The sequence below is a fragment of the Arenimonas metalli CF5-1 genome (assembly GCF_000747155.1).
Taxonomy (GTDB): domain Bacteria; phylum Pseudomonadota; class Gammaproteobacteria; order Xanthomonadales; family Xanthomonadaceae; genus Arenimonas; species Arenimonas metalli.
This window is the reverse complement of sequence record NZ_AVCK01000044.1, coordinates 20528-46541: the sequence shown is the minus strand read 5'-3', so window position 1 is coordinate 46541 and position 26014 is coordinate 20528. Positions and strand designations below refer to the sequence as shown.

The window sequence follows — 26014 nt, the reverse complement described above, 5'->3', positions numbered from 1 at the left end:
CCGATGGCACTGGAGCCTTGGCTTCCGAGCGGGTACCTGCTTCCGGATGGAGCCTGCATCCAAGCGGTCAGGTTCGAGGGCAACGGCTGGCAGATAGTTGCGACCAGAGGAGGTGGCGCGGCGTTGATCGTCAAACCGGAATTGGCCGACCGTTGGGCCAACTCCAGACTAATCGCTGGCGGCGAACTGGCCCCATTCTCATTCGGCGAGAAGTCGCTTGTGTCGCTATCTTGTGGTCCGAGCCAGATTCTTTGTCCAGTGTCTGACGGAAAGTCGCCGGACTCGAAGAGCGAAGCGCTGGCGTTCGCACAAGCGCTCCGCGCGACTCGGGAGATCGATCAAGATGCAGCGCTGCAGGATGCCATTTACGTTGAGAAGATCAGCCGGCTGTTGCCAACGTATAGCATCAGCTCAAAAGTCGAAGATGACTTTGTACTAGGGTACTGGCTGACTGGTGGGGCACACGTCTCCGCACGGTCCTTCCGGCGTATGCGCCAGATGCTCAGTTGGCTCGGCGCCTCAAACCTGAGGGATGTGATCGAGGCTGGGGGCTTCAAGGTTGACGAAGCGCTCCCAAGGAGCCCTGCCCAAACGACTTCCGGGGGTTCATCGGGCGCTCAATCTCCCGAAGAAGACTCGCCAACGGACGCTCAGGAACAGCAAGCTGGCGAAAGGGTGTTCGAGCTTCCAGGTCGACCAGCCCTGGCCAGTTTCTTCAATGAACATATTGTCCATATCGTCCTAAATCGCGAACGATACAGCGCGCTAGGCATTGAATTTCCATCGGCACTGGTTCTCCATGGTCCGCCGGGCTGTGGAAAAACCTTTGCAGTAGAGAAGCTGATCGAGTTCCTCGGTTGGCCGAGCTTCTCGATTGACGCCTCCAGTGTTGCGAGCCCCTACATTCACGACACCAGCAAGAAGGTGGCGGAAGTGTTTGAGAAAGCCATGCAGAACGCACCATCGGTTCTGGTGATTGATGAAATGGAGGCCTTCCTCGCAGATCGTGAGATGGGTTCCGGGCATCATCGTGTCGAGGAGGTCGCTGAGTTCCTTAGGCGCATTCCGGAGGCTGCAAAGAATGAGGTACTCATCATCGCCATGACGAACCGAGTCGAAATGATCGATCCGGCCATCTTGCGGCGCGGCCGGTTCGACCATGTCATTCAGGTTGGTTTCGCCAGCGAAGACGAGATTGTTTCACTTCTTGAAAAACTGCTTTCTTCCATTCCAACGGCCGATGACGTGGTGGCTGGTCCCTTGGCCAAGGCACTAGCCGGCCGACCGCTGTCGGATGTTGCGTTCGTTGTCAGAGAGGGCGCGCGACTGGCCGCGAGAGCCGGCAAGAGCGAACTGGACAATAGCAGCCTGGTCACAGCATTGAACTCCGCGCCAGCGCGATCACGGGAGGGCTCAAATGTGCCAACCAGGAGAATTGGCTTCGTATAGCCCTGACGGGACTGTGGTGATAAGCCAGCTGATCTGCAGCAGCGGCTAGCCTAAATAATGCGATTGCTCTAATCAGGGGAACATCGGTGGCTGGGGAAGACGAGAATTCAAAGAAGGGGGACGGCAAGGGCTTTGCTGCTCTCTCCACGCTTGTATCCAACGTAGACACGTCATTGCCACCCACGGCCAAACCAGTTCCTACAAAGGAACCTGTTTCCAGCGCGAGCGCTAGGCAGCCGACGTCATCGGAGGCCACGAAGGCAAAGCCCCAACCACATCCAACTCAGAAAAATACTTACCAAGGTCCTCAGGACGCGTCTTCTGGCGGGTCGGTCGCCAAGTGGGTCCTCGGCATAGCAGCCGTGATTGGTGTGTTCTGGATAATCGGGGAAGCAGACAACAGCCGCCCGACGCGATCATACGACGGTAACTCTTCGGCGCCACCTCAGACACTATCGTCTTTAGTGGAGACGAAACCCCCTGTGGGTCAGAGCCTTGTCTTCACGAACGCACAGATCAACTATTGCTTGGCGGAGGAGATCCGCATGAACAGTGCGGAGGCGGTGCTAGACAACCGGAATGGCAGCGACGTTGATCTGTTCAACGGCATGGTGGCCGATTACAACAGTCGTTGCGGCAATTTCCGCTATCGCAGCGGCGCGCTAGAACGCGCGCGTCGAGAAGTTGAGTCGTATCGACTGCAGCTTGACGCCGCCGGCAGGAGCCGCTTCATGCCAGCGCCATCCGCGGCAGTAGATGCAACGCAGTCTTGGGGTCGAAACCCTTCATTCGATCCGACGATACGAGACATTCAAAGCAATCTTCGTCGGCTCGGATACGACGCAGGCGTAGCCGATGGGGTAATGGGTGCTCGGACGCGCTCGGCCATTATGGCTTTTCAAAGGGATTCGGGTATTGCACCCGACGGCCTACCAACGGCCAACTTACTAGGAAAACTAAGTACTACGGCAAACGCGACTTCAACAGCGCCTGCCTCAGTGCCCAGGTCTGTCGACACTTCGCCGCAAGCCTCTGCACCCACCACCAGCTCAGCTTGGGTATCTTCCCCTGCGGAGGACGTTCAACCAAAAGTGTCGAAAAGCGATCCAAAAAACCTGGAGCTATGCATGTCAGGACGTTATCCGTCTCTGTGCAAGCACGGATTGCTGACTCCGGGAGAAGCAGAGCAGGTCGCGTCTGCTGAGCGTCGAGCAAACTTCCAGACATGCTCTTCTGGAAATTACCCATCTCTGTGTAAGCGATCCCTACTCACGGAAAACGAAGCCCGCCAAGTTGAATCGGCGGAGCGGCGAGCAAATTTCCAAACCTGCATTTCCGGTAACTATCCATCACTGTGCAAGCAACATCTGCTTGCACCAGATGAAAAAATGCAAGTGGCTGATGCAGAGGCGAAAGCAAACTTTAGGACATGCATCTCCGGAAACTATCCATCGCTCTGCAAGCATCATCTTCTAACGGCGGATCAAGCTGCGCAGGTTTCCAATTCGGAGTACCGCGCCAATCTTCAGACGTGTCTATCGGGGAACTATCGGTCCTTATGCAAGCATGCGCTACTCACGCCGACGGATGCTGCGAGCGTCGCAGAGGCCGAACGTCGGGTAAATGTAAGGCGATGAATTGAAGGGACGCATGGGCCGTAGCGGAGTCGAGACAATGACAGACGTGACTATTTTCCAATGTGGCATGTTTAAATCAAGCGCACTCTCAACCCGTCAAAATCGCGGAGTGACTCCGGCAAGCATCTCAATTGACCAGGGGGCAGAACCGCTCCCCGCTCCGGGATCTGGGCGCGATTCGAAAATAGTTTTTTAGGAGTGATATGGGCATAGCAATTTGCTTTGCGTGCGGGTCAGAGAAAGCGAGCGCGCTCCTGCCGTGCGAGGGGTGCGGCAGGACGCCCCGAACCAGCAGCGAGCTCGCAATGTCCCTGGCGCTATCGGAGCACCTTTCGTCGAAGCCGCAATTGGCAAAGTACAGCCATGAACTTCGGAATCAATTGACGCTTTCGGTCCAACCGGCAACGTTAGTCCAGGCTCAGATTGCCCTGAAAGATCCTCAGCTTGTGGCAATGCTTGAGGTCAGACCGAATGACGACGCCCCAAAAAAAGTGGCGGCGTCTGTGGCGCCTGCCGGTACAGCTAAGGCGAACGGCGCTTCCGAGAGTAGCCTGACTGAAGGCGCGAGACTAAGAACAAAGTTGGCGTCAACTGTTTTGCATCAGAACGCTTTCGCACTGCTCGGAGTAAGCACTCGCGACGACCGACGTCGAATTGTTGCAATGGCTGAAGAAAAATCCCTGACGCTTGACCACGATGCCTGCCACAAGGCCAGGTCAGACTTGACTAACCCGCGAAACAGACTCAGTTGTGAGATCGCTTGGCTGCCTGGCGTCTCTCCGAAGAAAGCATCGCAGTTGGTTGACGGCATTCTCCAAGATCCGATGGGCCTCAGGGAGGACTTAAGCCTTCCCGCGCTCGCGCATCTAAACGTGCTGGCGTCCGTCTTCGAATCAGTAGATGCAGCCCACGATGCCGAAGATCTGGCGGACTTCATCCATGTGTTTGCGACCTTGACGGAGGAGCTGGATCCGGACGAAGTTCTTAGGGACATCAATGAAGACCGCGTAGTTGCTGGATTCCCTGAAGTCCGGGCTTTAGACCAGGTCGAGGCAGAGCTCGTCCAGCGCAAGCGTTACTACCGAAGCGCCATTAAGGATGCACTCAACAGACTTCCTCCGAAGACGCTGGTTAAGGTCATGACGCAAGCAGTAGACATGGCTACCTCCGGCGGAGATGAACATGCGCCCGAGCTGATCGATGATCTTGTAGACAGCTATGAGGTGGAAACGAAGGATTTTCTCGAGAAAGAAGAGGAGAACGTTCATAAGCTCATCAAGGCTACCCGCGATGCCGCCAAGTCTGGCGAGGCAGGCATTAAAGGCTACATTGACAAATTGGAGCTGGTTACTCGTAACTGGGACAGCGTCGCACAGCCAATCCAGCTCAGCTCCAAGGCGCGAGGCATGGAGCATGAGGCGAGTCTCGGCCTCGGATACGAGATCCGTAGTCTTGCTATCGATCTGTTCAATAAGCACGACATGATCAATCAGTCCCAGAGACTGATGAACCTACTTCAGGAACTTTTCGCGGAAATCCCTGACATCACTGAGCGAGTTGAGCAGGATGTCGATGCACTTGCGGACATATTTCATAAGCGTAAGCAGTCCGCTGCTCAAAGGGCGGAGTGGGACAGGGAGATTACCTACAGCGCAGAAATTGGTGTGATCTTCAAGGACACACTGAGCATTTCACCCAGTGGAGTCTCTTGGAAAGGCGTGAGCTTCCCCTTGGACGCAATCACTCGGGTTCGGTGGGGCGGGGTCAGCCACTCCGTTAATGGAATTCCCACCGGAACCACCTACACGATTGCTTTTGGTGATGGGCGTTCTGATGTGGTCGTTGAGCTGAAGAAAGAACAGATATATAGCACGTTCATCGACAAGCTTTGGCGAGCCGTCTGCGTCCGGTTGTTAGGTCAGGTACTTGAACTTGTGAAAGCCGGACGAACCATTCAGTTTGGCGAGTCAGTACTTCATGACGACGGAATTACATTGGTGAAGCACAAGTTCTTCGGAGCAAACGAGAACGTCAAGTGCTCTTGGGAGCAGATCCAGATCTGGAATGCGGATGGTTCCTTCTGCATTGGTTCGACGGAAGATAAAAAGACGAACGTCGCGCTTTCCTACATACACAACGCGAACACACACATTCTTGAACAGGTCCTTCGGATGGCGTTCAAGAAGCCAGGGCTGCGCCGACTGAGCGAGCTTCTGGACTGATCTGGTCGATTACGGCCTGGAGATTCAGCGATGGGTTTTCTATCAAACCTTTTTGGAGGCAACAAGGAAGACAAGGCTTTGCGCGAAGTATTCGCGCATATCAACCGCATTATTGATGACGAAAAGTACCAACTGGAGATAATCCATCCAGCAATGAAGGCAATCCTTGAGGCGGCTCCTGCTTACGACAAGGATCCGGATGGTACGGGTCCCTTCGGGTATACGGAAACCAATCCAATCCCGGTAAACGGCCCGATCGGTCAGTTGGCCTATCTCTCCAGGCTCGAAACAGTATCAGGCCAGCGGATCATGTTCCATCGGCTGGGAGCCATTGGCAACGTGGATGTTTTTGAGGCCGTTACGTTCAACGGTGGCGAGTGGTTCATCTTTTTTGTCGATTTCTACCATCCTAGGCGGTCACGGATCGCGCCAGACGGCTTCGGGTTCACCAAGGAGCTTGCTCAGTTCTCTGGCTTCCATAACTTCTGTGCTGACTTCCCTTACGACTTCATGGACAAGAAGGCGTCCGAACAGGAGTCAGGCCTTAGCTTGGCCTATATCGCGTTGAGCAAGGTGACTGGTCAAATTGAAAGCCGGGTCTTCAACCGCCCTCTTGCTCACAAGGCCAAGTTGGAGCTAGTTAAGAGTCGATTGTCTAGCCACCAAACATAGTTCCATGCCAATGGTCAGCTTGCCCACATCTCTTTAGGAGCAGGAATATGTCAAGAAGTGGAGCGGTGCTTCTGTGCGTCGGACTCGCTGTAGCTTCACTTGGCGTCGCTGCCCAGGGACGAGTTGAGAAGCCCCAAAGTACGTTGCGGCCATCCGAGACAAGCGCCGAGCAAGTTAAGCAATGCCTTCAGATTGCTCGGGAGATCGCCGAGCTATCAGATGCCGCAGATGCCGCGCGCGCGAGCGGGGATGTCAATTCCTTCAATGCTACGGTGGATCCCTATAACGCTGCCACGTCGCGTTGGAACGCGAGTTGTACTAGGCCGTACAACCCCGCGGATATGGTCCGAGCGGAGAATCAGGCTGGCTACCGACTGTGCCAATACACCCAGTCGCCCTGCCTGACCGAGACCGAGCGAGGCGAGATACTGCTGGAAGAAAAGCGGCAGCTTCAACAGGTTCAGAAGAGGGGCCAGTAGTTGATAGATTGGCAATTCTGAAAGTATCGAAGGGCAGTTAGTGTGCGAGTTAGGAGGAGCGGAATTATGAAAGTTGTTATTGCGGTAGTTCTAATGTTGCTGTGCGGCACGACTTTCGCTGCTGACTATGACGTTTCCGTTACCCGTAAGGGTTCCAACCTCTACAAGGTGGATGGAAAGGAAATGTACGTCCACACACGGTACTGCTACGAATACGTCTACAGCGAAGACTCGATGCTTCGGATGTCAGGTTCTAGTGGAAAGATCATCTTCCTTGATGAAGGTGAAAGTTGTGACGTGAAGGCCGTGTTTGGAGCAAGCGATGCGTCCCCAGGAAAGTACGATGTCACCGTAAGCCGAGAAGACGATGATTGGTACGAGGTCTTTGGAACCGATACTTTTATCAAGACCAGCTTATGCTTGAACTTGGCGTTGGGCGAGAGCGCTATTCTGAAGCTGAACGCGGGTGGATTCGGAACCCTGTTCTTTATCGACAGCGATGATCAGTGTTCAGTTGATGGCATCTATTCCAAGTTGCGTCTCTAAGTACGATGATCGTGTCACATGATGCTTGCGCCGGCGGACTAGGGCGCAGCCCAGCGTTCCCAGCGAAAGAGAGAGGCTCGGGACAACTACTGAATGTCCATCCATATTGAATCGATTACCGTCATTGCGCGAGTCGACGCTCTTGTAAATATTCCCGGTGCACTCGGGGCATTCGAGTGGGAGCTTGGCAATGGAACATATGCGACAGACGGATCTCTGGCGCGCGGCGCCTTCATGAATCCAAGTGATGTCGGCGCCTTCGTGGCTCGCATGGAGGAATTTGGTCTGGTGTATGAGCTGAACGGTGTTGCGGTTGATATTGCAATTGTGGATCAACTCGACGGGCTCGCGATTCCGGCTCCATGGTTGGGACTATCCGTCGCTCACCTCGGGCCGGACCAGTTCGTGAGTTGCGCAATGCTCATAAACGAACTCGTTGGACCTGTCGTATTTCCCGAGGGTTGGGTATACGAAGGCTCCCTCTATTTCGGTTCTCGTTTCATCGTGGTTGAAGACGGCCGTCGAACTGTGCAGGTAGGTGCGGTCGATGGCGTGGACAGTTTTGTCGACTTGGAGACGGGACAACTAATTCACCGTCCGTCGCAAGCTGTCACCGGTGAGTCACGGGACGCGCGTCCTGTGCTCTATCTCCCACTAAGCATCTCTGATCTTCAGCAACGCGAACAAGCTTGTATAGAGCTAGTTTGTCGCGATGCGGTTTCCAGAAAGGCCCGCCTTCCTGAGTTGATCGCAACTCCACGACCGTGGTGGCGCCCCTGGCCCTCTCGAAGAACACGCCCCTACCCAGCACCAACTAGGAAGACAGTTGGCGCCCTAGCTGAGATGTACGGTCAGGTTTACGAAAGTGATTTCGTTATTCGATGCATTGAACTTCTTTACGGAGATCAGGCGGGGCAGCACTATGATCAGTTGCTGCGCTTAATGCAGCAGCGTCAGGGTAACGCTACCCGCCAGTCGCTTGAACAAGACCCATACGGACCGCTTCCTACCAGACGGCCGGTTGCGGTTGATTGGCTGAATCTCGTCGATTGGCATCTGCCACGTTATGACGTCGTGGTTTTGGCGGGCTAACGCCCCACGCGCGCGATGCCCGCCAAGTGGAAGAAGAATGATCTTTGATGCCGCGTAGGTCCGGCGGAAAACTAATCCTGCAATCGTGTTCTTATCATCGTGAAGTCGACTCGACTAGGCCGCGGCCTGCCTTCGCGGTTCTTGGTTCTATCTCGGTTCCGTCACGGAAATGCTTTCAGCCAAGGAGCAAAGACTGATGACCGCGCTGACACACCGCTTTATCCAAGCGGTTGATTACGCCCGAATCGCCCACGCGGCTCAGTTCCGCAAAGGCTCGCGCATTCCCTACATCTATCACCTGCTCGGCGTCTCAAGCCTGGTGCTGGAGTACGGAGGCAGCGAAGACCAGGCCATCGCTGGTCTGCTGCACGACGTGCTCGAGGACTGCGGGGGTGACCACTTGGCCACCATTCGCGCCCAGTTTGGCGACGGCGTTGCCAAGATCGTCGATGACTGCACGGATGGCACGGCCGAATCCAAGGACAAGCCCAAGACTGACACGGACAAGTTCGCCAACTGGGTCGAGCGCAAGCTGGTCTATATCGCTCACATCGCAACCGAGGATAGGGGCTCGCTGCTGGTGTCGGCCTGCGACAAGCTCCACAACGCCCGCGCCATCCTAGCCGACCTGCAAGGCGATGCTGGCGACCTGGTTTTCAGTCGCTTCACTGCCGGCCGACTTGGCACACTGCAGTACTACGAGGCCATCGCCCGGGTGATGCTGGAGCGGGCCGACCCGGCTGATAGGCGCTTCCACGAACTGGCCCGTGAGTTCGACCGCGCTGTGGGACAGATGCACGCCCATGCCGGGGCCGAGGCACGGGTGCCGCTTGGAAAGGAAACCCTGGTTGCGTGATAAAAGACCGACGGCGTCCCGAAGAAGCTGCAAAGTGACCTCGCGTATCAACACCAAGCACACCAACGTCCCGACAACCTCATTTTCTCCTTAAGGGGAGCTATATCCATGGGTTTTTTCTCGATGCTTTTTGGCGGAAAGAAGAAAGAACCGTCAGTAGATGACCGCTTTCGCCATGTGCGAGGAATGGTAGAGGATGACGACTATCAGCTAGGTTTTTGTGGACCTTCGATCCGAGATGCCTTGAGGGCACTGCCTGCGTTGGACGAAATTCCTGGCGCTTTCGGTCCCTTTGGATTCACGGACACAAACCCCATCCCTCTTAACGGGTTGATTGGTCAACTGGCTTACTTTTCGAAACTTGAAACCGACGCTGGGCAGCGCATCCTTTTCCACCGGCTCGGGGTGATCAATATGGTGGACGTCTGGGAGGCTGTGACATTTGACGGAAGTGAGTGGTTCATTTTTTTCTCCGATCCCTGTCACCCGCGGCGCTCACGAAAAACGCCTAAAGGCTTCCGATTCACCAGCGATTTTGGGCAGTTCTCCGGTTTCCCCGCACGCTGTCAAGAGTTCCCTTACGATTTCGCTTCGCGAAGAGCGGCAATCGGAGAAGGATTGCGTCCGGCTTACATTGCTACCAGAGATATGTCTGAAAGACTTCAGCCTGGCGTATTCGCACGACCTGAGGAGCACGGGCGCAAGATTGAGTTAGTGAACTCCAGATTGACAGGCCAGTCGCATCTCGAGACCCGTTTTGACACCCGCACATGATTCGCGGCTTCCATGCTGCTGACGACGCCCCCCCGGGTTTTGAGTAGCGGATCTGTTTAGAGTCCGGATTTAGGGTGCGCGATCTCGGCCATCCGCTTGGAGTAGGCGGCGGGCTGCAGCCCGCTCATGGCTTTAGGCCTCCTACAGCTGCCCTTCGAACCATTAGTCTGCTGGCTGAGTGGGAGGGTAGTTCTAACCGGGTGGCTTCGATGTTCTGAGGGTGAACTGGATTTCAAACTCGTCGTCCGCAAATTTCTCCACGGACCCGACGAGATCCTTGCGAACGGCGAAGGTTTTGGGAATTTTGGACGCGTCTTCTCCGCGACGTACCGCGTCCGGATCACTGGCTTTGGCGATGACAAGGCTGATTGGCAGCTTGTTCTCATAGGCCAGTTGGAGGTGCTTCCGGAAGAGATTGTTGCCTGGTCCCCTCCAGCGGGACAACCTGTCCACGTAGCGCATTTCCCTCTTTCGGAACTCGCTTTCCCAGAGGCTCATGACGATGCCGCCAGGGATTTCGGCACTCACGGCCCACTGAGCATTTGCCAGCTTGGCACCGTACGTTCGGAAAGCCTCAACAATCCCGACCTTTGCCATGCGTTGCTGCTCCTCTCATGCGTTAAGTCGCGTGGCTTGCCTAGGGTTCGTGTCGCCTCTGGGCACAGGGCAGCCACATCCCCTCTGGGGAACTGTAGCCCGGCGGCCTAAATCAGTCTGGCCACGGCCACGAATCGGGGCTGGACGAGACCGAAGCCCTTCTTTGGGGCCACGGGAAGAGGCAGGTCAGGTGCTCTGCCCCGGTGACCTTGGCATGCCAGCGCCCGGGGCATCTGGTTGCCGGGCAGCAGTTCCTGTCAGTCCCCGGCGAAATTCAGTAGTCCGTGGCAATCCCCAGTCTCAGCCTTCCCCGATTTCGTGCCGATCGCAGGAAATACCGAGCCCTGACAATCACTTGCCGAACATGACATCAATTGCCTGACCCCGACAGAAGCGGCGAGGCACGCCCTCAGGGCATCACCGTTGGGCCGGGAACAGCGCTGGCCGGTGCCCAGGCCGACAGCCGGGACATTTGTCGGGACATCCTTTGCCGGTCGAGAACCCTAAGTGTTTGTTTGTAAAACCCTAAGGGCGGACGTTTCGCTGGACATTCCAATGCCCGCGGTCACGAGTCGGCCTCCCTGCATCCCTGGGGTCGCAGGGAAGGCGACCGGGGAAACGGGCCGAAACCTTGGTGACGAAGACCGGATAAGATCGCCGCCAATGAGTGATCTCGCGACGACACTGCGCGCCCGCCTCGGCCTGGCCGAGCCCGTGCCGGTGGCCTTCCAGCGCGGCGATGTCGTGGTGGGCGACGGCTACCACCGTGAGCGGATCGAATACCGCGGCCTCGAAGGCGACGGGATCCCTGCGTTCCTGTTCACGCCGCGCGGCCGCGAACCGGTTGGCGGCGTCGCGGTCTTCCACCAGCACAACGGCGAGTTCCACTTCGGCAAGAGCGAAGTGGCCGGCCTCGTGGGCAGTCCGTTCCAGGCCTTCGGCCCCGCGCTCGCGCGCAAGGGCCTCGCAGTGCTGGCGCCGGACGCCGTCTCCTTCGAAGACCGCCGCGCCGGCGTGACCGGCGTCGAGCCCGACACCTACGACTGGCTCCAGCACTACAACGCGCTGAACTACCGCCTGATCGACGGCGACACGCTGATGCGCAAATGCCTGGACGACGCGCAGCGCGCCGTGAGCGTGCTGCTGGGGTTACCCGGCATGGACCCGCGGCGGGTGGGCGTGGCGGGGCATTCGTACGGCGGCTACACGTCGCTCTACCACGCAGCCCTGGACCCGCGCTGCCAGTTCGCCTGCATCAGCGGCGCGGTGTGCAGCATCGAGACGCGGCGAAGGGCGGGCACCGGGTTCACGCTGTTCGAAGCGGTGCCGGGGCTGGCGCGCCTGCTCGACACGCACGATGTGCTCGCCGCCATCGGGCCGCGGCCGACGATGGTGGTGTCGGGGACGCAGGACAAGTATTCGCGCGATGCGGACGAGGTGGTGGCGAAGGTGGCCGGGCAACACATCACCGAGCGGCGCTTCGAGCGGGGGCACGCCCTCGACCAGGAAGGGTTTGACTCCATCATCGACTGGATCGTCGACCGCGCGTCCTGACCCTGGCTCAGGTCAATCCCAGGTCAGCCAGCACGCGGGGAATCTGCTGCCTCACCTTGAAGAAGCCCGCCGTAGCCAGGGGCCAGACCTCGGCATCCCATTCGCGCCGCCACTCGGCCAGCGCGATGCCGCTGGCGGCCAGGGCAGGCGTCGCCTCGCGCAGCCAGTCGTGCGTCGGGCCGCGCGTGGCGTAGGGCGTGACGATCTGCGTGACGCCCACCGACTGCGCCCATCGCGCCAGCTCGCCGGGATGACCGGCCCGCAGCGCAGCGGCGGACGCGCCCGCCCGCGCTGCGGTATCGGTGAGTGCGCCGGCTTCGAACCGGATCACGGCCTCCGAAACTTCCAGCGGCGAACGCAAATGGCTGGTCGCCAGCGTCGCCGCGGCGCGGACGTCGAGCGGCGACAGCGCGAAGTCCTCCAGCCGGCAGTCTTCGTCGGTGATGAGCAGTGCGGTGGGGACGCCGGGCTTCGGCGGGTTGAAGTCACGCAGTGCCAGCACGGGCGGCAGGCCCCCGGGCTCGGTCGCCTCCAGGCCCTGCGTCACCTCGGCCAACTCGCCCGCGCGCGGCGCGAAGCGGCCATTGGTGCAGGTCTTGATGTTGTCGGCGCGTGCCGGGTACGGCTTGCCAAGCGTGTGCAGCCCCGCCACCCAGCGCCAGCCCAGCGTGTTCGACGCCGCGTCGCCATCGAGCAGGTGCCGGTAGAAGAAGTCCGCACCCAGGCGCCAGGGCAGGCCAAGCGTGAAGATCCAGATCGACGCGAACCACATCCGCGCATGGTTATGTAGGTACCCGGTCTCGACTAGTTCGGTGGCCCAGGCATCGAAATACGCCAGCCCCGTGTTCCCCTCCATCGCGCGCTCGACGCGGTGGCGCAGCTTACGGTCGTCCTGCAGGGCGACAAGGTCGGATTGCAGGCCCTGCGTGTAGCTGGCCCAAACCTGCGGCCGCCGCTCCAGCCAGCCCTTGAAATAGGTCCGCCAGAACACTTCCTCGACGAACTTCTCAGCCGCCTCCAGGCCATGGGCTGCGAGCGCCGCGGCCACCACTTCCTGCTCGGTCACGAGCCGGCGGCGGATATAAGGCGACAGTTGCGAGACCGCCTTATGGGCGCCGCGGCCATGGTCGATGTTGCGGCCGTTGGCGTAACGCCGTCCCATGGCGGGGACGAACGCAGCCAACGCGTCGAGGCCGGCGGCGCGGCTGGCGGGGAAGTCGGTCATGGGTCCGGAGCCTGGGTTTCCGGAAAAAGTATGGGGCGCGGCCCGGATGGCCTTGTGAAATGGATGGCGCGGGCGCTGCCGGCCCAGCCTGCCCCACGCTCCCGCTCGCCGGGGGCCGCCACGGTCTGGCTCGGCATCTGGCCCGGTCTTTGCGCCCGCATGAATCCGCCGCGGCCGCGTTAGGATGCGCGCAAGGGGGGGGGACGATGACGGACGTAAGAAAGGTTGCCGCAGGCACCGCCGCCTGGCGGCCCTGGTTGCTGCACCCGCTCCTGCTTGCCCTTTGGCTCGGCAGTTTCCTGCTCGCGGCCGCGCTCGAGCACGCGCCGCACGCCAGCCTCTGGTTCCCGCCGGCGGCCGTCACCTTCGCCGGCCTGTTCAGCATCGGCTGGCGGGCGGTGCCGGCGGTGTTCGTGGCCTGCGTGCTGGGCACCTGGCTCACCGAGTCCGGCAATTCCGAAGGCGAGGTGCGCCTGGGCGTGTTCGCCGTGTCCAGCCTGGTTTTCGCGGTGATCCACATCGGCGCCTACGCGCTGCCGGCCATGGTGCTGCGGCGGCTGGCGCCGTCCGCGCCGGCCGAGCTGACGATGCGTCCGGTGTCGCAGTTCCTGCTGCTGGGGGCCTTGGGCGCACTGCTGGCCGCGGTGCTGGGGACGTTTGGCCTCAGCCGCACCGACCTGCTGGACGCGCCGGACCTGTTCGAAATCGCCTCGGCCTGGTGGATCGGCGACTACGCCGCGCTGGTGACGCTGGCGCCGTTCCTCGCGCTGGTGCTGCGCAAGGTCGGCGGTGATGCCGGCGTGCGGCGGTTCCCGCCCTTCGAGTGGGGCGAATGGCGCCTGGGCCGGTCGGCCGCGTCGAAGCTGGCGCTGTTGTTCGCGGTCACGCTGGCCATCCTGCTCGGTTACCTCGAGCTGTCCAACAGCCGCGCGCTGCTGGTGGTGCTGGTGCTGCCGGTGGTGCTGCAGCTGTGGATCGTGCACACCGAGTCGCTGGCCAGCTCGCAGCTGGGCCTGCTGGGCTTCAGCCTGCTCACGGTGGGCGCGGCGGCCGGTTTCGACGTCGGCGACGATGCGCTGGTGCTGCAGTTCGCGGCCATCAGCCTGGCCGCCAACACCTACCTCAGCCTGGCGGCGCCGGCGCTTTATGCCGCCAACGAACGCCTGCGCAACCAGGTCAGCCACGACGGCCTGACCGGCGCGCTCAGCCGCACGCATTTCGAAGACCGCGTGGCGATCGAACTGGCCCGCGCGCTGCGGCGCAGCCAGCCCGCTGCGATCGTGATGCTGGACCTCGACGGCCTGAAGGCGCTCAACGACACCCACGGCCACGCCGCGGGCGACCTCGCGCTGCGCGAGCTGGTGGTGCGCAGCAAGGCCTGCCTTGGCCCCGACGATTTCATGGCGCGCCTGAGCGGCGACGAGTTCGCCCTGTTCCTGCCGGGTGCGGACGCGGCGCGGGCGGGCCACGTCGTCGCCACGATCCGCCAGCGGCTGGCGGCCGAGCCGGTGCAGCCGCTGGGTTTCCACGTTGCCGCGAGCTTCGGCATCGCCACCACCTCGGGCGACGGCGCGTCCCTCTCGCAGCTCCTGCAGGCGGCCGACGGCGCGATGTACGCCGACAAGCGCGCCCGCCGGATTCAGAACGAGTAACGCAGGCCCAGGTTCCAAGTGGTGATCTTGCCGAGCTCGTAGCCGGTGACCAGCGCGAAGTTGGGGCGGAAGTTCCAGCGCCCGTTCACGCCGACCAGGATGTCGTCGTCGAACGCATCGGAACCACTGTCCGCGACTTCGCCGACCGACGTGTAGCGCACGTGGCCCTGCAGGTCGATGGTCGGCGTCGCCGCCCAGATCAGGCCGATCTCGCCGCCCGCGCCACTGCCGTCGGCATCGGTGTCGAGGTCGAAGCCCGCCACCTGCACGTCCTTGAACTCCAGGCTGTCGTAGCTGAGCCGGCCGTAGAAGGTCGTCCGGTCCGAGATCGGGTGCGCGTAACCGACGCCGAGGCGCCAGCGCACCACGTCGAACTCGCCTTCGATGGTATCGACGCCATCGCTGACCTCGAGCTCCTGGCCGATCAGCGCATACTCGCCGAACAGGTGGAACGTCTCGCTGACCTCGAACGCGCCGCCGATGAAGCCGCCACCGCCGGCGTCGGTCTCGAGCTCGAACGGGCCGGCGCCGGCCACCGTGCCGGACGTCTCCACGTCGTTGACGAAGCCGGCGACGATCCCGCCCTCGATGTAGTTGAAGCGGGAATCCTGTGCCGCGGCAGCCATCGGCGCGCAAAGCGCGGCCGCCACGGCCAGAGCGATCACCCTGTGGCGAGTAAACATGGGAACACCTCTGTGTAAGGGGATTAGGCAGATGCGGCCGGACATTGCTGCCGGGCCCGCCGGGGTCGGTCCGTCGGAAGGGCCTCGGCTTTGACAATCCTGAACGGGCCGGTGTGGAGGGCTTGTGACATCAGAATAGCGTTCCGGCGGCGGCGGCGTAGCCCGCCCCGTCCCGGCGCTTCCCGGTCCCCGATGGGGCGGGCCGTCCAGCGCCCGCTCAGGCCGCCAACAGCCGCGTCACCAGCCAGGCCGGCACGCCCACGTAGTAGGCCAGCTGCATCGCCCAGGCCAGGACGCGCCGCGTCGCGATGGCGCGGGATTCGCCCAGCGGCATCGACAAGGCGGTAACCACCTCGACGCACACGCGCAGCACCGCCGCGAACAGCATCAAACCCAGCGCCCACGAAGCCCACCACACGCCCAGCCCCAGCAGCCAGGCGCCGAGGCCGTAGGTGTAGGCCTCGCCGAAGAACCCGCCGAAGGTGATCACCTGGTGCAGCCGGAACGCGACCAGCGCCGGCAGCAGCGGGAAGGCGATGAACTTGATCGCGGCGTGGTCCAGCCAGCCGCCGCCGGTCGACGCGCGCACGGTGGCCCAACGGGCGGCGAACTGCTCGGGTGGCGCCAGCGGCGCCCCTGCATCCGCGAGCGCACGCGCCAGCGCCGCGGGATCGCGCACCGCGAGTCCGTGCGGGAACCGCCGGCCCGACGCCAGCACCAGGTCCCCGCCGCTGCCGGGCCAGGGCAGGCGCCACGCGTGCAGCGCGGCGATCGAGGCCAGCGGCACGGCGGTGCGCTGGTGGCGCTGGTCGAGCACCAGGTCGCGGCCTTCGATGCGCGCTTCGGCGGTGAACCATCGCCGCAGTGCCCACGCCGCCAGCAGCGGCAGCGCCACGCCCCAGCCGAACCCCTGCAATTGTTTGATCGACTGCACCTGGAAGCCCATGCGCAGCCACATGTCGAGCACCAGCCAGGCCAGGCCCAGCGCCGCCGCGATGCGCAGCGCAGCCACGACCCATCGCAGGACCGGCGTCAGCAGCACCACGCGTCCCGGAAGCGCGGGCGCCCGAACGGCGGCGCGCGCCGCGAACCGCGCCATCACCGCCAGCATCGCCAGCACGCCCAGAAGCGCCAGCCCCGCGCCGCCCACCCAGTCGCCCCAGCGCACCATCAGCGTCGGCGCCGGGTCGCGGGCCGCCAGCTCGGCGGTGAGCACGGCCTGGTCGCCCATCGCGGTGTTCACTAGCACCTGGCCGGTGTCGTCGATCACGGCGCTCAGGCCATTCGTGGTCACGCGCACCTGCGGCAGCCTGGTCTCGATGCTGCGGAACGCCGCCGTGGAAAGATGCAGCCGCGCGCCCGCCGGGTAGCCGGTGAACCAGGAATCGTTCGACATGCCGACGATGGCCTGCGCGCCCAGCCGCGCGCCGTCGATCGCCAGCCGGCCGCGCGTGTCGTCCAGGCAGATCAGCGGCAGCACGTTCACTTCGCGGCCATCGGCGGTGCGCAGCGGCATCACGCGGACGCCATCGCCGGGGCGCCAGCTGCCGGTCCAGGGCAGCAGGCGGCGCAGCCAGGCATGGTCGAGCCAGGCCGGCACGTGTTCCGTGAGCGGGAACGGGGTGGCCTTGCGATAGAAGCCCAGCAGCCCGCGGCCAGGCTCGAGGAAGGCGGCGGCGTTGTACTCGCCGGCCTCGTCGAGGTCGTAGGTGCCGAACACCAGCGGCACGCCGGCCGCGTCCACGAAGCCCTGGATCTCGCGGTCCAGCGCCGCGCCGTCCTCGCTGCGCGGATGCGCGAAGGTGGTGGGATAAACGGTCTCCGACCACAGCAGCACGTCGGCGCCGTGGTCGCGCAGGGCCGACCACGACAGTTCGTAGTGGGTGTCGAGCACCTTTCGCACCACGCCGTAGGCACCGATCTCCTGGCGCAGCTGTTCGTAGTTCGTGATGCTGGCCTGGATCATCGCCACCTTGAGGCGCGGCACTTCCGGGCCCGGCGCAGGCAGGGTGCCGAGGCGCCACTGGCCGTAGCCGGCCATCGCCACCAGCACCGCCATCGCGGCCGCGAGCGGTTTGCCGAAGGCGCGCACGCCCTCGCGGCGGCGCGTGATCGCCAGCGCGATCGCTTCGTTCACCAGCAGCAGAAACACCGTCAGCAGCGCGGCGCCGCCCAGGTCGGCCGCCTGCCGCAGCGTGGCCGAGGGCTGCAGCCCGTGGCCCAGCGTGTCGCCCAGCAGCTTCGGCAGCGCCCACTCCACGCCCACCCACGCCGCGGCGCCAGCCAGCACGCGCAGGACCGGCCCGTGGCGCCGCCCCGCGAGATGCCGAACCAGCGCAAAGGCCACGATCTGCGGCTGCATCACCGGCGCCAGCACGACCAGCACCGCCGTGCCCACGCCCGCGCCGATGCCGGTGTAGGCGCCGATCGCCGCGCCGAACCACACGAACACGGCCGCGACGAAGGCCAGGCTCATCAGCACGCCGCTGGCCAGCGCGCCGCGCACCGTGCGCACGCCATCCATCGCCAGCAGCCACGGCACCAGCGCCACGAACCCGACCGTCCAGGCCAGTCCGCCGCGCGCATAAAGCCCCAGCAGCAGGGCACTGAGCAGCACCCCGGCCCAGCCGCGCCAGCGCGGCGAAACCCACGACACGAGATTCAAATCAGCGCGCTCCCCTCACGGCCTCAGCCAGCCGGCGGGACGCGAACCCGCCGGATCGGCAGGTCGGGCGGCGCCAGCTCGGGCGGGACCACGCGGTCGGCGGGCAGCGCGATCGGCCGGCCGTCGGCGTCGTACAGGACGAAGTCCGGCGCGAACATCAGGATCGGCTCGATCGCCACGCCTTCATCGGTGACCTGGTGGTGGCGCGCGTAGCCTTCGGGCAGCGCGTAGTCGGCGGGCACGGCCAGGCCCTCCAGCGGCGGGCTGGTGCCGGGCGGATCGAAGGCGCCCAGGCCGGTGCGGATGCCGAGGTCGTGCAGGGCGCCGATCACTTCGGCGCCAGTCGGCTCGGGGTCGCCGGGCCGGAAATAGGTGGAGAGGTCATTCGGGTCATCGGAAGGCAACTCGGCCACTTCGACCGGCGCCGCCGTCGCGGGACGCGCCGCCGGGACCGGCGCGGGGCCGGCCGGGGAAGCCCTTCCTGATGAAGCCACCGGAACCGGCGCCGACGGCGCGGCGGGGGCCAGCAGCAGCCAGCCCCCCACGAACACCGCCAGCACCAGCACGGCCACCGCCAGCCCCGGCAGCAGGAACCGCAGCGCGGCTCCTGCCTTCGGGCTCACCCGCACGCCGTCGCCGTCCGGTGCGGACGGCGGGGCAGGCGGCTGGCGGTCGTGGGTCACGGCGCGGCCGGGTTGTAGACCGAGATGGCCCAGCCCATGCGCTCATGGCCCAGCTGGTTCCAGATCGGGCTGCGGCCGTTGGTGAAGCTGGTGTAGCGCGCCGCGCCGGTGCCGGTGGTGCCGCCCCAGAGGCCGGCGCTGACCGTGCCGCCGGTGTAGGTCGGGTGCACGTTGTCGGACTGGATGTAGTCGAAGCTGCTCGAGGACGACACGAAGTGCGTGTTGGCATCGCGGATCGTGCCGCGCAGGGTCACCGAGACGCGGTTGACGTAGCTGGCCTCGCTCTCGCCCGGCACGTAGCGCAGGGCCTCGGAGTCGATCTGGCCGTCGCCGTTGCTGTCGTAGTCCGCGCCCATGTACTGGGCGAAGCTGTCGGCGCACTGGAAGCCCTTCAGCCGCGCCTGGTCGCACATCGACCAGTTCATCTTGGCGATCGCGGGCAGGAAGCGGTCCTGCATCTTCACCGTGGCGCCGGTGGTCGCGTCGCGGCAGCTGCTCTGCACGTTGTCGGCCGCGTAGCCCGGGTAGTACAGGTTGGAGATGACCTTCAGGCGCGTGTTCGGGCTGGCGTTGGCGTTGATGAAGTCCATCGCGCGGCCCACGTACAGGCGGCAGTTGGCGACCGCGGTGTCGAGCACGCCGTAGTTGCAGGTGCCGGTCTGGCCCTTGAAGCTGGTGCGGGCCTGCAGGCCGTCGTTGCCGCACATCTCGAAGGTCACCACGCGGGTGTTGGTGGACTGCATGTACGAGCGTTCGGCGACGATCTTGTTGTTGTACACGTCGCTGGCGATGGCGCCGGACTTGGTGCGGCGCACGCTCTCGATGTCGGCGTTCCAGCGGGCGGCCAGGTACTCGGCATCCACGGTGGGCGCGGCGTACTTGGCGGCATTGCTGACCGAGCCGTTGTAGCCGGCGTAGATCGAGTCGCCGTAGGCAACGATGCGGTACTTGGCGGTGGTGCCGGACCGGTCGATGGTCCAGGACACGTTCTGGTTCAGCGTGTTCGCCAGGGCCGGGCCGCCAACGGCCAGCAGGACGGCCGCCGACAGGCACCGCATCGCGGTGCCGCGGTTGTGCATGTTCATCAATGTCTCCCCTTCGAGTGGTGTACGCCACGGACGCCGGACGGCGCCCGACTTGTTCGACGAAACCTGACGCGATGGGGACGACCACTGGACACGGGTTCGTCCTTCCCCTTTCCACCGCCCGCCGGACGCTAGCGTACGGTCAGGGGGTGCGCAATGTGCGGTGCAGCACGTTTTCGGCCCGGCCCCGCGCCCCGGGGGGCCGCCGGGGCGAGAAAACACGTACTACCGGGTTGCATTGGCGACAGGTAGAGTCGGGGCATCGCGGCGTCGTTCAGGCTTTCGGGGGAAAGGCATGGGTTTGGCGGGTTTGACCATCCTGCTGGTCGAGGACCACGGCTTCCAGCGCCGGCTGGGCCTGCGCCTGCTCGCCGACCTGGGGCTGACCCGCCTGCACGAGGCCGCCGACGGCTTCCAGGCCCTCGACCTGCTGCGCGCCCTGCCCGACCCGCCCGACGTGGTGCTGGTGGACCTGGACATGCCCGGCATGGACGGCGTCGAGTTCATCGGCATCGTCGCCCAGGAGCGGCTGGCGCATTCCATCGCCGTGGTCAGCGCGATGGAGCCGGCCCTGCTGCACACCGTGCAGGTGATGGCCAAGGCCTCGGGCCTGCGCGTGCTGGGCTGCATCGAGAAGCCGCTGACGCCGGGCAAGCTCACCACCGTGCTGTCGCTCTACGAAGCCGAGGTGATCGGCGGCCAGGTCGCGCTCGACATCGAAGTGACGCTCGACGAGGCGCGGGAAGCGCTGGCGCGCGGCGAGATCGTGCCCTGGTTCCAGCCGCAGGCCGAGTTCGGCAACGGCAAGATCATCGGCGTCGAAGCGCTGGCGCGCTGGCGCCTGGCCGATGGCCGCATGGTGCCGCCGGCGGTGTTCGTGCCGGTGATGGAGGCGGGCGGCCTGATCGACGAGCTGACCAGCCTGATGCTGGTCCAGTCCTGCGCCTGGTGGAAGCGCTGGCAGGCCCGCGGCCTGGACCTGAAGATCTCGGTCAACGTCTCGGCCCAGAACCTCACCGGCCCGGAAGTGGCCGACCGCTACGAAGCGGTGCTGCGCGAGCACGGCCTCAGACCCGAGCACGTCATCCTGGAGATCACCGAAAGCTCGGTGATGAGCGACACCGCCCGCGGCCTGGGCATGCTGGCGCGGCTGCGGCTCAAGGGCTTCGGCCTGAGCGTGGACGATTTCGGCACCGGCTACTCCTCGCTGTCCCAGCTCTCGCAGATCCCGTTCACCGAACTCAAGATCGACCGCGGCTTCGTCAGCGGCGCACCGACCCAGCCGCGCAAGCGCGCCATGATCGAAACCAGCCTGGACCTGGCCCGCAAGCTCGACCTCAAGGTCGTCGCCGAGGGCGTGGAAACCATCGAGGAATGGCAGCTGCTGGCCCAGCTGGGCTGCGATTTCGCGCAGGGCTACCTGATCTCGGCGCCGGTGCCGGGCGAACAGCTCCCGGACGCCATCCAGCGCTGGCGCCAGACCCATCACTGACCCGGCGATGCCGCGCCCGGGCCAGAAGTTCGGCATCCGCATCCAGCTGCTGGGCCTGTTCGGCCTGCTCCTGCTGACCGGCGCCGGCGTGCTCGCCCTGGACGAGTACGAGCGCCAGCAAAGCCAGCAGGCGCTGGAATCGCTCAAGGACGAATCGCTGGCCGGCCTGCGCCGCATCAAGGCAGTGTCCGATGCCTACGGCCTGGACATCGTCGACACCACCTTCCGCGTCCGCAACGACCTGATCACCTGGGAAGAAGGCGTGCAGGTCATCGACCACGCCCGCCTGCGCATCCGCGAGCACTGGGCCGCGCTCGAGCAGATGCCGCTCACGCCCGACCAGAAGAAGCTCTACGAGCAGATCACCCGCGCCCGCACCCGCGCCGACACCGCGGCGCAGACCCTGCGCGGCATCCTGGTGCAGAAGGACATCGTGGCGCTGGCGCGGTTCGCCGACACCGAGCTGTACCCGGCCATCGACCCGGTGACCACGCGCATGAAGCACCTGGGCGACCTCGAGATGATCGAGGCCGAGCAGAAGGTGCGCGCCCAGGAGGCCCGCGCCGTGCGCGCCGCCTGGATCCGCACGCTGCTGAGCCTGTTCACGCTGGTGGTGGTGGCGGTGGTCGGCAGCAAGCTGGTGCGCAACGTCTACAAGGGCGTGGAAAGCCTGACCGCGCTGGCGCAGCAGATGCGGCGGCACGACTACCAGGCCATGCCGCGCTTCCAGCCCGAGGGCGAGCTGGGCGAGGTGATGGACGTGTTCCTGGTGATGCGCGACGACGTGCGCAAGTTCGAGAACGAGCTCAACCAGCAGCTGCTGCGCAACGAGCAGGTGCGCGAGGCGCTGCAGGAGCGCGAGGTGTTCCAGCGCTCGCTGTTCGCGGCGGCGCGGGTGGCGATCATCTCGCTGGACCTCGACGCGCGCTTCTCCACCTTCAATCCCTACGCCGAGCGGCTCACGGGCTACCGCGCCGAGGAGATCCTCGGCCAGCTCAGCACCAACCGCCTGCTGCTGCCGGCCGAAGTGGCCAGGGTCGCGGCCGAGCTCACCCAGGCGCTGGACCGGCCGGTGCAGGCCGACGCCAGCCTGATCCCGCTGCTGATCGAGTCGGGCTCGCCGCCGCGGGAATGGACCTTCGTGCGCAAGGACGGCAGCCACGTGCCGGTGCTGCTGGCGACCTCGGCCATGCGCGACGGCAGCGGCAAGACCGTCGGCTACATCGCGGTCGGCACCGACCTCACCCAGATCAAGCAGCTCGAGCAGCAGCTGCGCGCCAGCGAGGCGCGCTCGCGCGAAGCCAGCGAGGCCAAGTCCAGCTTCGTGGCGGCGATGAGCCACGAGATCCGCACGCCGATGATCGGCGTCACCGGCATGCTGGAGGTGCTCTCGCACAGCGAACTCGACGACGACCAGCGCCGCACCATCCAGGTCATCCAGCAGTCGGCGCGCTCGCTGCTGCAGATCATCGGCGACATCCTCGATTTCTCGAAGGTCGAGGCCGGGCGGCTGGAGCTGTCGCCGACCACGGTCTCGCTGCCGGCGCTGCTGCGCTCCACGGTGGCGAACTACAGCGGCTCTGCCTCCAGCAAGGGCCTGGTGCTGAACTGCGAAGTGGACGACCGCATCGGGCCCGCGCACGTGGCCGACGGCCTGCGCCTGCGGCAGGTGCTGGGCAATTTCCTGTCGAACGCGATCAAGTTCACCGAGTCGGGCATGGTCGAGGCCGCGCTGGAGTGGAAGGGCCGCGCCGGCGATGGCGACCGCGTCTGCTTCCGCGTCACCGACACCGGCATCGGCGTCACGCCCGAGCAGCAGGCTCGCCTGTTCCAACCCTTTTCGCAGGCGGAAGGCAGCACCACGCGGCGCTTCGGCGGCACCGGACTGGGCCTGGTGATCTCGCGCCGGCTGGCCGAGCTGATGGAGGGCGACGTGCGGATGGAGAGCACGCCGGGCGCGGGCACCACGCTGCGGCTGGAGATCACGCTGCCGCGCGGACGGGTCGAGGACCTCGAGCCCGAGGCCGTGCCCGAAGCCGGCAAGGGCTTCCTGGCGCGGCCGCTGCCGTCGGTGGCGCAGGCGCTGGCCGAGCGCAGCCTGGTGCTGATCGTCGACGACCATCCCACCAACCGCCTCGTGGTGGCGCGCCAGCTGGCGCTGGCCGGCTACGCCAGCGAATCGGCCGAGGACGGCGTCAAGGGCCTGGCCGCCTGGCGCACGGGCCGCTATGCGCTGGTGCTGTCCGACGTGCACATGCCCGAGATGGATGGCTACGAAATGGCGCGCGCGCTGCGCGAGGAAGAATCCCGGAGCGGCAAGCCGCGCACGCCGGTGATCGCGCTCACCGCGGCGGCCCTGAAGGGCGAGGCCGAGCGCTGCCTGGCGGCAGGCATGGACGAATTCCTGGCCAAGCCCGTCAGCATCCCCGAGCTGGTGGGCTGCCTGCGCCGCTGGCTGCCGCACACCGTGCCGATGGCCGGCCAGGTCGTGCCTTCCTCGCTGCCGCAGGCGCACGACGACCCAACGCCGCTGGATGCCTCGGTGCTGGACCTGATCACCGGCGGCAACCCGAACGAGGCCCGCGCGGTGATGGACGATTTCCTCGGCGCGACCGCCGGCGACCTGCAGGGCCTGTCAGCGGCGCGCGCGGCCGGCGACCTCGAGAGGCTGGCGCGGCAGGCGCACAAGATCAAGGGCGCCGCGCGCCTGGTGGGCGCGCACCCGCTGGCCGAGGCGGCCGCCGCGGCCGAAGCCGCGGCCAAGTCCGCCGACTGGTCGCAGGTGCTGCCGCATTGCGCCGACGTCGAGACCGCGGTCGAGCGCCTCAAGCGGCACGTCGCCGAACGCTGGGGCTGAGCGCCGTCAGTAGCCGGCGGCCTGGCCGTCCTTGCGGCTTTCGCTGGCGCCGACGTACACGCCGTTGGCGTGGTCGCGCATGATCGCCTGGTAGCCGCCGTAGGGGCCGTCCGCGAATTCGATGGCGTGGCCCTTGCGCATCAGTGCGCGGATCACCTCGTAGTCGAAGCCGGTTTCCAGGTTCAGCACGCCGCCGTCGGTCATCTCCACCGCCTGGCCGGCCGGGTCGGTGCTGCCGTCGTGCTGGATGCGCGGCGCATCGCCGGCTTCCTGCAGGTTCATGCCAAAATCCACCAGGTTCATGATGATCTGGGCGTGGCCCTGCGGCTGCATCGCGCCGCCCATCAGGCCGAAGCTGATCCAGGGCTTGCCGTCCTTCGTCGCGAACGCCGGGATGATGGTGTGGAACGGACGCTTGCCCGGCGCGAAGGAATTCGGGTGGCCGGCCTTGAGCACGAACTGCTCGCCGCGGTCCTGGAAGATGAAGCCCAGCCCCGGCGGCGCCATGCCGCTGCCCATGCCGCGGTAGTTGGACTGGATCAGCGAGACCATCATGCCGTCCTTGTCGGCGGTGGTGAGGTAGATGGTGTCGCCCTGCTGCAGCGCGCCGGCGTCCACGGCGCGCGCGGCGCGGTCGGGGTTGATCAGCTTGCGGCGCTCGGCGGCGTAGTCCTCGGAAATCAGGCGCGCGGTCAGTGCGGCCGCGGCCTGGGCCTGGGTCTGGCCGCGGGCCGGCGCCGGGAAGAAGGCCGGGTCGGCGTACCAGCGCGCGCGGTCGGCGAAGGCCAGCTTCTTGGCCTCGGTGAACAGGTGGATGTGCTCGGCGCTGCCGAACGCAATCTTCGAGAAATCGTAGCCCTCGAGGATGTTGAGGATCTGCAGCGCGGCGATGCCCTGCCCGTTCGGCGGGATCTCCCACACGTCCACGCCGCGGTAGTTGGTGCTCACCGGCTCGACCCACTCGCCGGTGTGCGCGGCCATGTCCTCGTAGCTGAGGAAGCCGCCGTTGGCCTTGAAGTAGTCGCCGATGGTGCGGGCGATGTCGCCCTTGTAGAAGGCATCGCGGCCTTCGCGGCCGATCGTCTCGAGCGTGTTGGCGAGGTTCGGGTTGCGCCACATCTCGTTCTTGCGCGGCGCGCGCCCGTCCACGGTGAACTGCTCCTTGAAGCCCGGCCACTTCGACAGCACCGGCACGCTGCGGTTCCAGTAGTAGGCGATGGTCTCGTGGATCGGGTGGCCGTTGCGGGCGTAGTCGACGGTGGGCTTGAGCACCTCGGCCATCGGCAGCTTGCCGAAGCGGCCATGCAGCGCGAACCAGCCATCCACCGCGCCCGGCACCGTGACCGGCAGCGGGCCGTGCGGCGGGATGTCGGTGTAGCCCTTGTCCTGGAACCACTCCAGGCTCAGCGACTTCGGCGAGCGGCCCGAGCCGTTGTAGCCATGCAGTTTCGCCGTCTTCGGGTCCCAGACGATGGCGAAGAAATCGCCGCCGATGCCGTTGCCGGTCGGCTCCATCAGGCCCAGCGCGGCGTTGGCGGCGATCGCCGCGTCCACGGCGCTGCCGCCGCGACGCATCACGTCCAGCGCGATCTGCGTGGCCAGCGGGTGCGAGGTGGCGGCCATGGCTTCGGGCGCGATCACTTCCGAGCGCATGGCGAAGGACGGGCCGGTGATCCGGTCGGCGCCGTGGCTGGCGGGGGCGGCCAGGACCGCGCCGAGGGCGGCGGTCAGCAGCAGGCTGGTGGGCAGTACTTTCATCAGTAGGCTCCGGGCGGCGACTGGGGGAAGATAGCG

The 26014-nt window shown here is 64.6% G+C and carries 19 protein-coding genes; 12 read left to right on the top strand and 7 right to left on the bottom strand.

What is annotated here, in order from left to right:
* Positions 1-3: 3 nt before the first annotated feature.
* The 8 genes from N787_RS14780 (at position 4) to N787_RS15055 (ending at position 9727) form a co-directional block, all read left to right on the top strand.
* On the top strand, positions 4-1449 hold the full coding sequence (locus tag N787_RS14780) for an ATP-binding protein (protein WP_084590776.1): 1446 nt from the start codon (positions 4-6) through the stop codon (positions 1447-1449).
* A gap of 545 nt (positions 1450-1994) precedes the next feature.
* On the top strand, positions 1995-3086 hold the full coding sequence (locus N787_RS14775) for a peptidoglycan-binding domain-containing protein (RefSeq protein ID WP_084590783.1): 1092 nt from the start codon (positions 1995-1997) through the stop codon (positions 3084-3086).
* Between the two features lie 305 nt (positions 3087-3391).
* On the top strand, positions 3392-5308 hold the full coding sequence (locus N787_RS11295; protein ID WP_211252162.1) for a hypothetical protein: 1917 nt from the start codon (positions 3392-3394) through the stop codon (positions 5306-5308).
* Positions 5309-5338: 30 nt separating this feature from the next.
* Entirely contained in the window at positions 5339-5980 is a 642-nt protein-coding gene (locus tag N787_RS15065; protein ID WP_156969012.1) for a hypothetical protein, read from the top strand.
* Positions 5981-6525: 545 nt separating this feature from the next.
* On the top strand, positions 6526-7005 hold the full coding sequence (locus N787_RS11285) for a hypothetical protein (RefSeq protein ID WP_034214084.1): 480 nt from the start codon (positions 6526-6528) through the stop codon (positions 7003-7005).
* A 93-nt stretch (positions 7006-7098) separates the two neighbouring features.
* A complete protein-coding gene (locus N787_RS15060) occupies positions 7099-8097 on the top strand; it encodes a hypothetical protein (protein ID WP_156969011.1) in 999 nt (332 codons plus the stop codon).
* A 196-nt stretch (positions 8098-8293) separates the two neighbouring features.
* Positions 8294-8953 carry an HD domain-containing protein gene (locus N787_RS11280; RefSeq protein ID WP_034214082.1) on the top strand — a complete coding sequence of 220 codons (660 nt, stop codon included), beginning with the start codon at positions 8294-8296 and terminating at the stop codon, positions 8951-8953.
* A 108-nt stretch (positions 8954-9061) separates the two neighbouring features.
* Positions 9062-9727 carry a hypothetical protein gene (locus tag N787_RS15055; protein WP_156969010.1) on the top strand — a complete coding sequence of 222 codons (666 nt, stop codon included), beginning with the start codon at positions 9062-9064 and terminating at the stop codon, positions 9725-9727.
* Between the two features lie 192 nt (positions 9728-9919).
* On the opposite strand, the gene N787_RS15050 is transcribed toward N787_RS15055, so the two are convergent.
* Positions 9920-10324 (bottom strand): hypothetical protein, encoded by a 405-nt coding sequence (locus tag N787_RS15050; RefSeq protein WP_156969009.1) that lies wholly within the window; start codon positions 10322-10324, stop codon positions 9920-9922.
* 663 nt (positions 10325-10987) lie between these two features.
* Between N787_RS15050 and N787_RS11275 the strand changes: the two genes are divergently transcribed.
* Positions 10988-11878 carry a dienelactone hydrolase family protein gene (locus N787_RS11275; protein ID WP_034214079.1) on the top strand — a complete coding sequence of 297 codons (891 nt, stop codon included), beginning with the start codon at positions 10988-10990 and terminating at the stop codon, positions 11876-11878.
* Positions 11879-11885: 7 nt separating this feature from the next.
* Here the strand turns inward: N787_RS11275 and N787_RS11270 are convergent, their stop codons facing one another.
* A complete protein-coding gene (locus N787_RS11270; RefSeq protein WP_034214076.1) occupies positions 11886-13103 on the bottom strand; it encodes an FAD-binding domain-containing protein in 1218 nt (405 codons plus the stop codon).
* A 206-nt stretch (positions 13104-13309) separates the two neighbouring features.
* Here N787_RS11270 and N787_RS11265 point away from each other — a divergent pair, with 206 nt between their 5' ends.
* Complete coding sequence (locus tag N787_RS11265; RefSeq protein WP_034214073.1) at positions 13310-14755, top strand: sensor domain-containing diguanylate cyclase; 1446 nt, start codon at positions 13310-13312, stop codon at positions 14753-14755.
* Here the strand turns inward: N787_RS11265 and N787_RS11260 are convergent.
* The 4 genes from N787_RS11260 to N787_RS11245 form a co-directional block, all read right to left on the bottom strand.
* A complete protein-coding gene (locus N787_RS11260) occupies positions 14743-15438 on the bottom strand; it encodes an outer membrane beta-barrel protein (protein ID WP_034214070.1) in 696 nt (231 codons plus the stop codon). The two genes, N787_RS11265 and N787_RS11260, sit on opposite strands and share 13 nt — an antisense overlap.
* Before the next feature lie 217 nt (positions 15439-15655).
* On the bottom strand, positions 15656-18094 hold the full coding sequence (gene lnt / locus N787_RS11255) for an apolipoprotein N-acyltransferase (protein WP_034214067.1): 2439 nt from the start codon (positions 18092-18094) through the stop codon (positions 15656-15658).
* Between the two features lie 32 nt (positions 18095-18126).
* Positions 18127-18786, bottom strand: a complete 660-nt coding sequence (locus N787_RS11250; protein ID WP_156969008.1) for a hypothetical protein — start codon at positions 18784-18786, stop codon at positions 18127-18129.
* Entirely contained in the window at positions 18783-19871 is a 1089-nt protein-coding gene (locus N787_RS11245) for an SGNH/GDSL hydrolase family protein (RefSeq protein ID WP_156969007.1), read from the bottom strand. Before N787_RS11245 ends, N787_RS11250 begins: the two co-directional genes overlap by 4 nt.
* A 295-nt stretch (positions 19872-20166) precedes the next feature.
* Here N787_RS11245 and N787_RS11240 point away from each other — a divergent pair, with 295 nt between their 5' ends.
* Both N787_RS11240 and N787_RS14445 read left to right on the top strand, forming a co-directional pair.
* Positions 20167-21363 (top strand): EAL domain-containing response regulator, encoded by a 1197-nt coding sequence (locus tag N787_RS11240; protein ID WP_034214065.1) that lies wholly within the window; start codon positions 20167-20169, stop codon positions 21361-21363.
* Positions 21364-21370: 7 nt separating this feature from the next.
* On the top strand, positions 21371-24220 hold the full coding sequence (locus N787_RS14445; RefSeq protein ID WP_052575405.1) for an ATP-binding protein: 2850 nt from the start codon (positions 21371-21373) through the stop codon (positions 24218-24220).
* 6 nt (positions 24221-24226) lie between these two features.
* Here the strand turns inward: N787_RS14445 and ggt are convergent, their stop codons facing one another.
* Positions 24227-25978, bottom strand: a complete 1752-nt coding sequence (gene ggt, locus N787_RS11230; protein ID WP_034214061.1) for a gamma-glutamyltransferase — start codon at positions 25976-25978, stop codon at positions 24227-24229.
* Between the last annotated feature and the right edge of the window lie 36 nt (positions 25979-26014).

Bases quoted from the DNA above. Each gene is read 5' to 3' on its own strand.
- N787_RS14780 (WP_084590776.1), top strand. From the start codon at position 4: ATGGCACTGGAGCCTTGGCTTCCGAGCGGGTACCTGCTTCCGGATGGA.
- N787_RS14775 (WP_084590783.1), top strand. From the start codon at position 1,995: ATGAACAGTGCGGAGGCGGTGCTAGACAACCGGAATGGCAGCGACGTT.
- N787_RS11295 (WP_211252162.1), top strand. From the start codon at position 3,392: ATGTCCCTGGCGCTATCGGAGCACCTTTCGTCGAAGCCGCAATTGGCA.
- N787_RS15065 (WP_156969012.1), top strand. From the start codon at position 5,339: ATGGGTTTTCTATCAAACCTTTTTGGAGGCAACAAGGAAGACAAGGCT.
- N787_RS11285 (WP_034214084.1), top strand. From the start codon at position 6,526: ATGAAAGTTGTTATTGCGGTAGTTCTAATGTTGCTGTGCGGCACGACT.
- N787_RS15060 (WP_156969011.1), top strand. From the start codon at position 7,099: ATGTCCATCCATATTGAATCGATTACCGTCATTGCGCGAGTCGACGCT.
- N787_RS11280 (WP_034214082.1), top strand. From the start codon at position 8,294: ATGACCGCGCTGACACACCGCTTTATCCAAGCGGTTGATTACGCCCGA.
- N787_RS15055 (WP_156969010.1), top strand. From the start codon at position 9,062: ATGGGTTTTTTCTCGATGCTTTTTGGCGGAAAGAAGAAAGAACCGTCA.
- N787_RS15050 (WP_156969009.1), bottom strand. From the start codon at position 10,324: ATGGCAAAGGTCGGGATTGTTGAGGCTTTCCGAACGTACGGTGCCAAG.
- N787_RS11275 (WP_034214079.1), top strand. From the start codon at position 10,988: ATGAGTGATCTCGCGACGACACTGCGCGCCCGCCTCGGCCTGGCCGAG.
- N787_RS11270 (WP_034214076.1), bottom strand. From the start codon at position 13,103: ATGACCGACTTCCCCGCCAGCCGCGCCGCCGGCCTCGACGCGTTGGCT.
- N787_RS11265 (WP_034214073.1), top strand. From the start codon at position 13,310: ATGACGGACGTAAGAAAGGTTGCCGCAGGCACCGCCGCCTGGCGGCCC.
- N787_RS11260 (WP_034214070.1), bottom strand. From the start codon at position 15,438: ATGTTTACTCGCCACAGGGTGATCGCTCTGGCCGTGGCGGCCGCGCTT.
- N787_RS11245 (WP_156969007.1), bottom strand. From the start codon at position 19,871: ATGAACATGCACAACCGCGGCACCGCGATGCGGTGCCTGTCGGCGGCC.
- N787_RS11240 (WP_034214065.1), top strand. From the start codon at position 20,167: ATGGGTTTGGCGGGTTTGACCATCCTGCTGGTCGAGGACCACGGCTTC.
- N787_RS14445 (WP_052575405.1), top strand. From the start codon at position 21,371: ATGCCGCGCCCGGGCCAGAAGTTCGGCATCCGCATCCAGCTGCTGGGC.
- ggt (WP_034214061.1), bottom strand. From the start codon at position 25,978: ATGAAAGTACTGCCCACCAGCCTGCTGCTGACCGCCGCCCTCGGCGCG.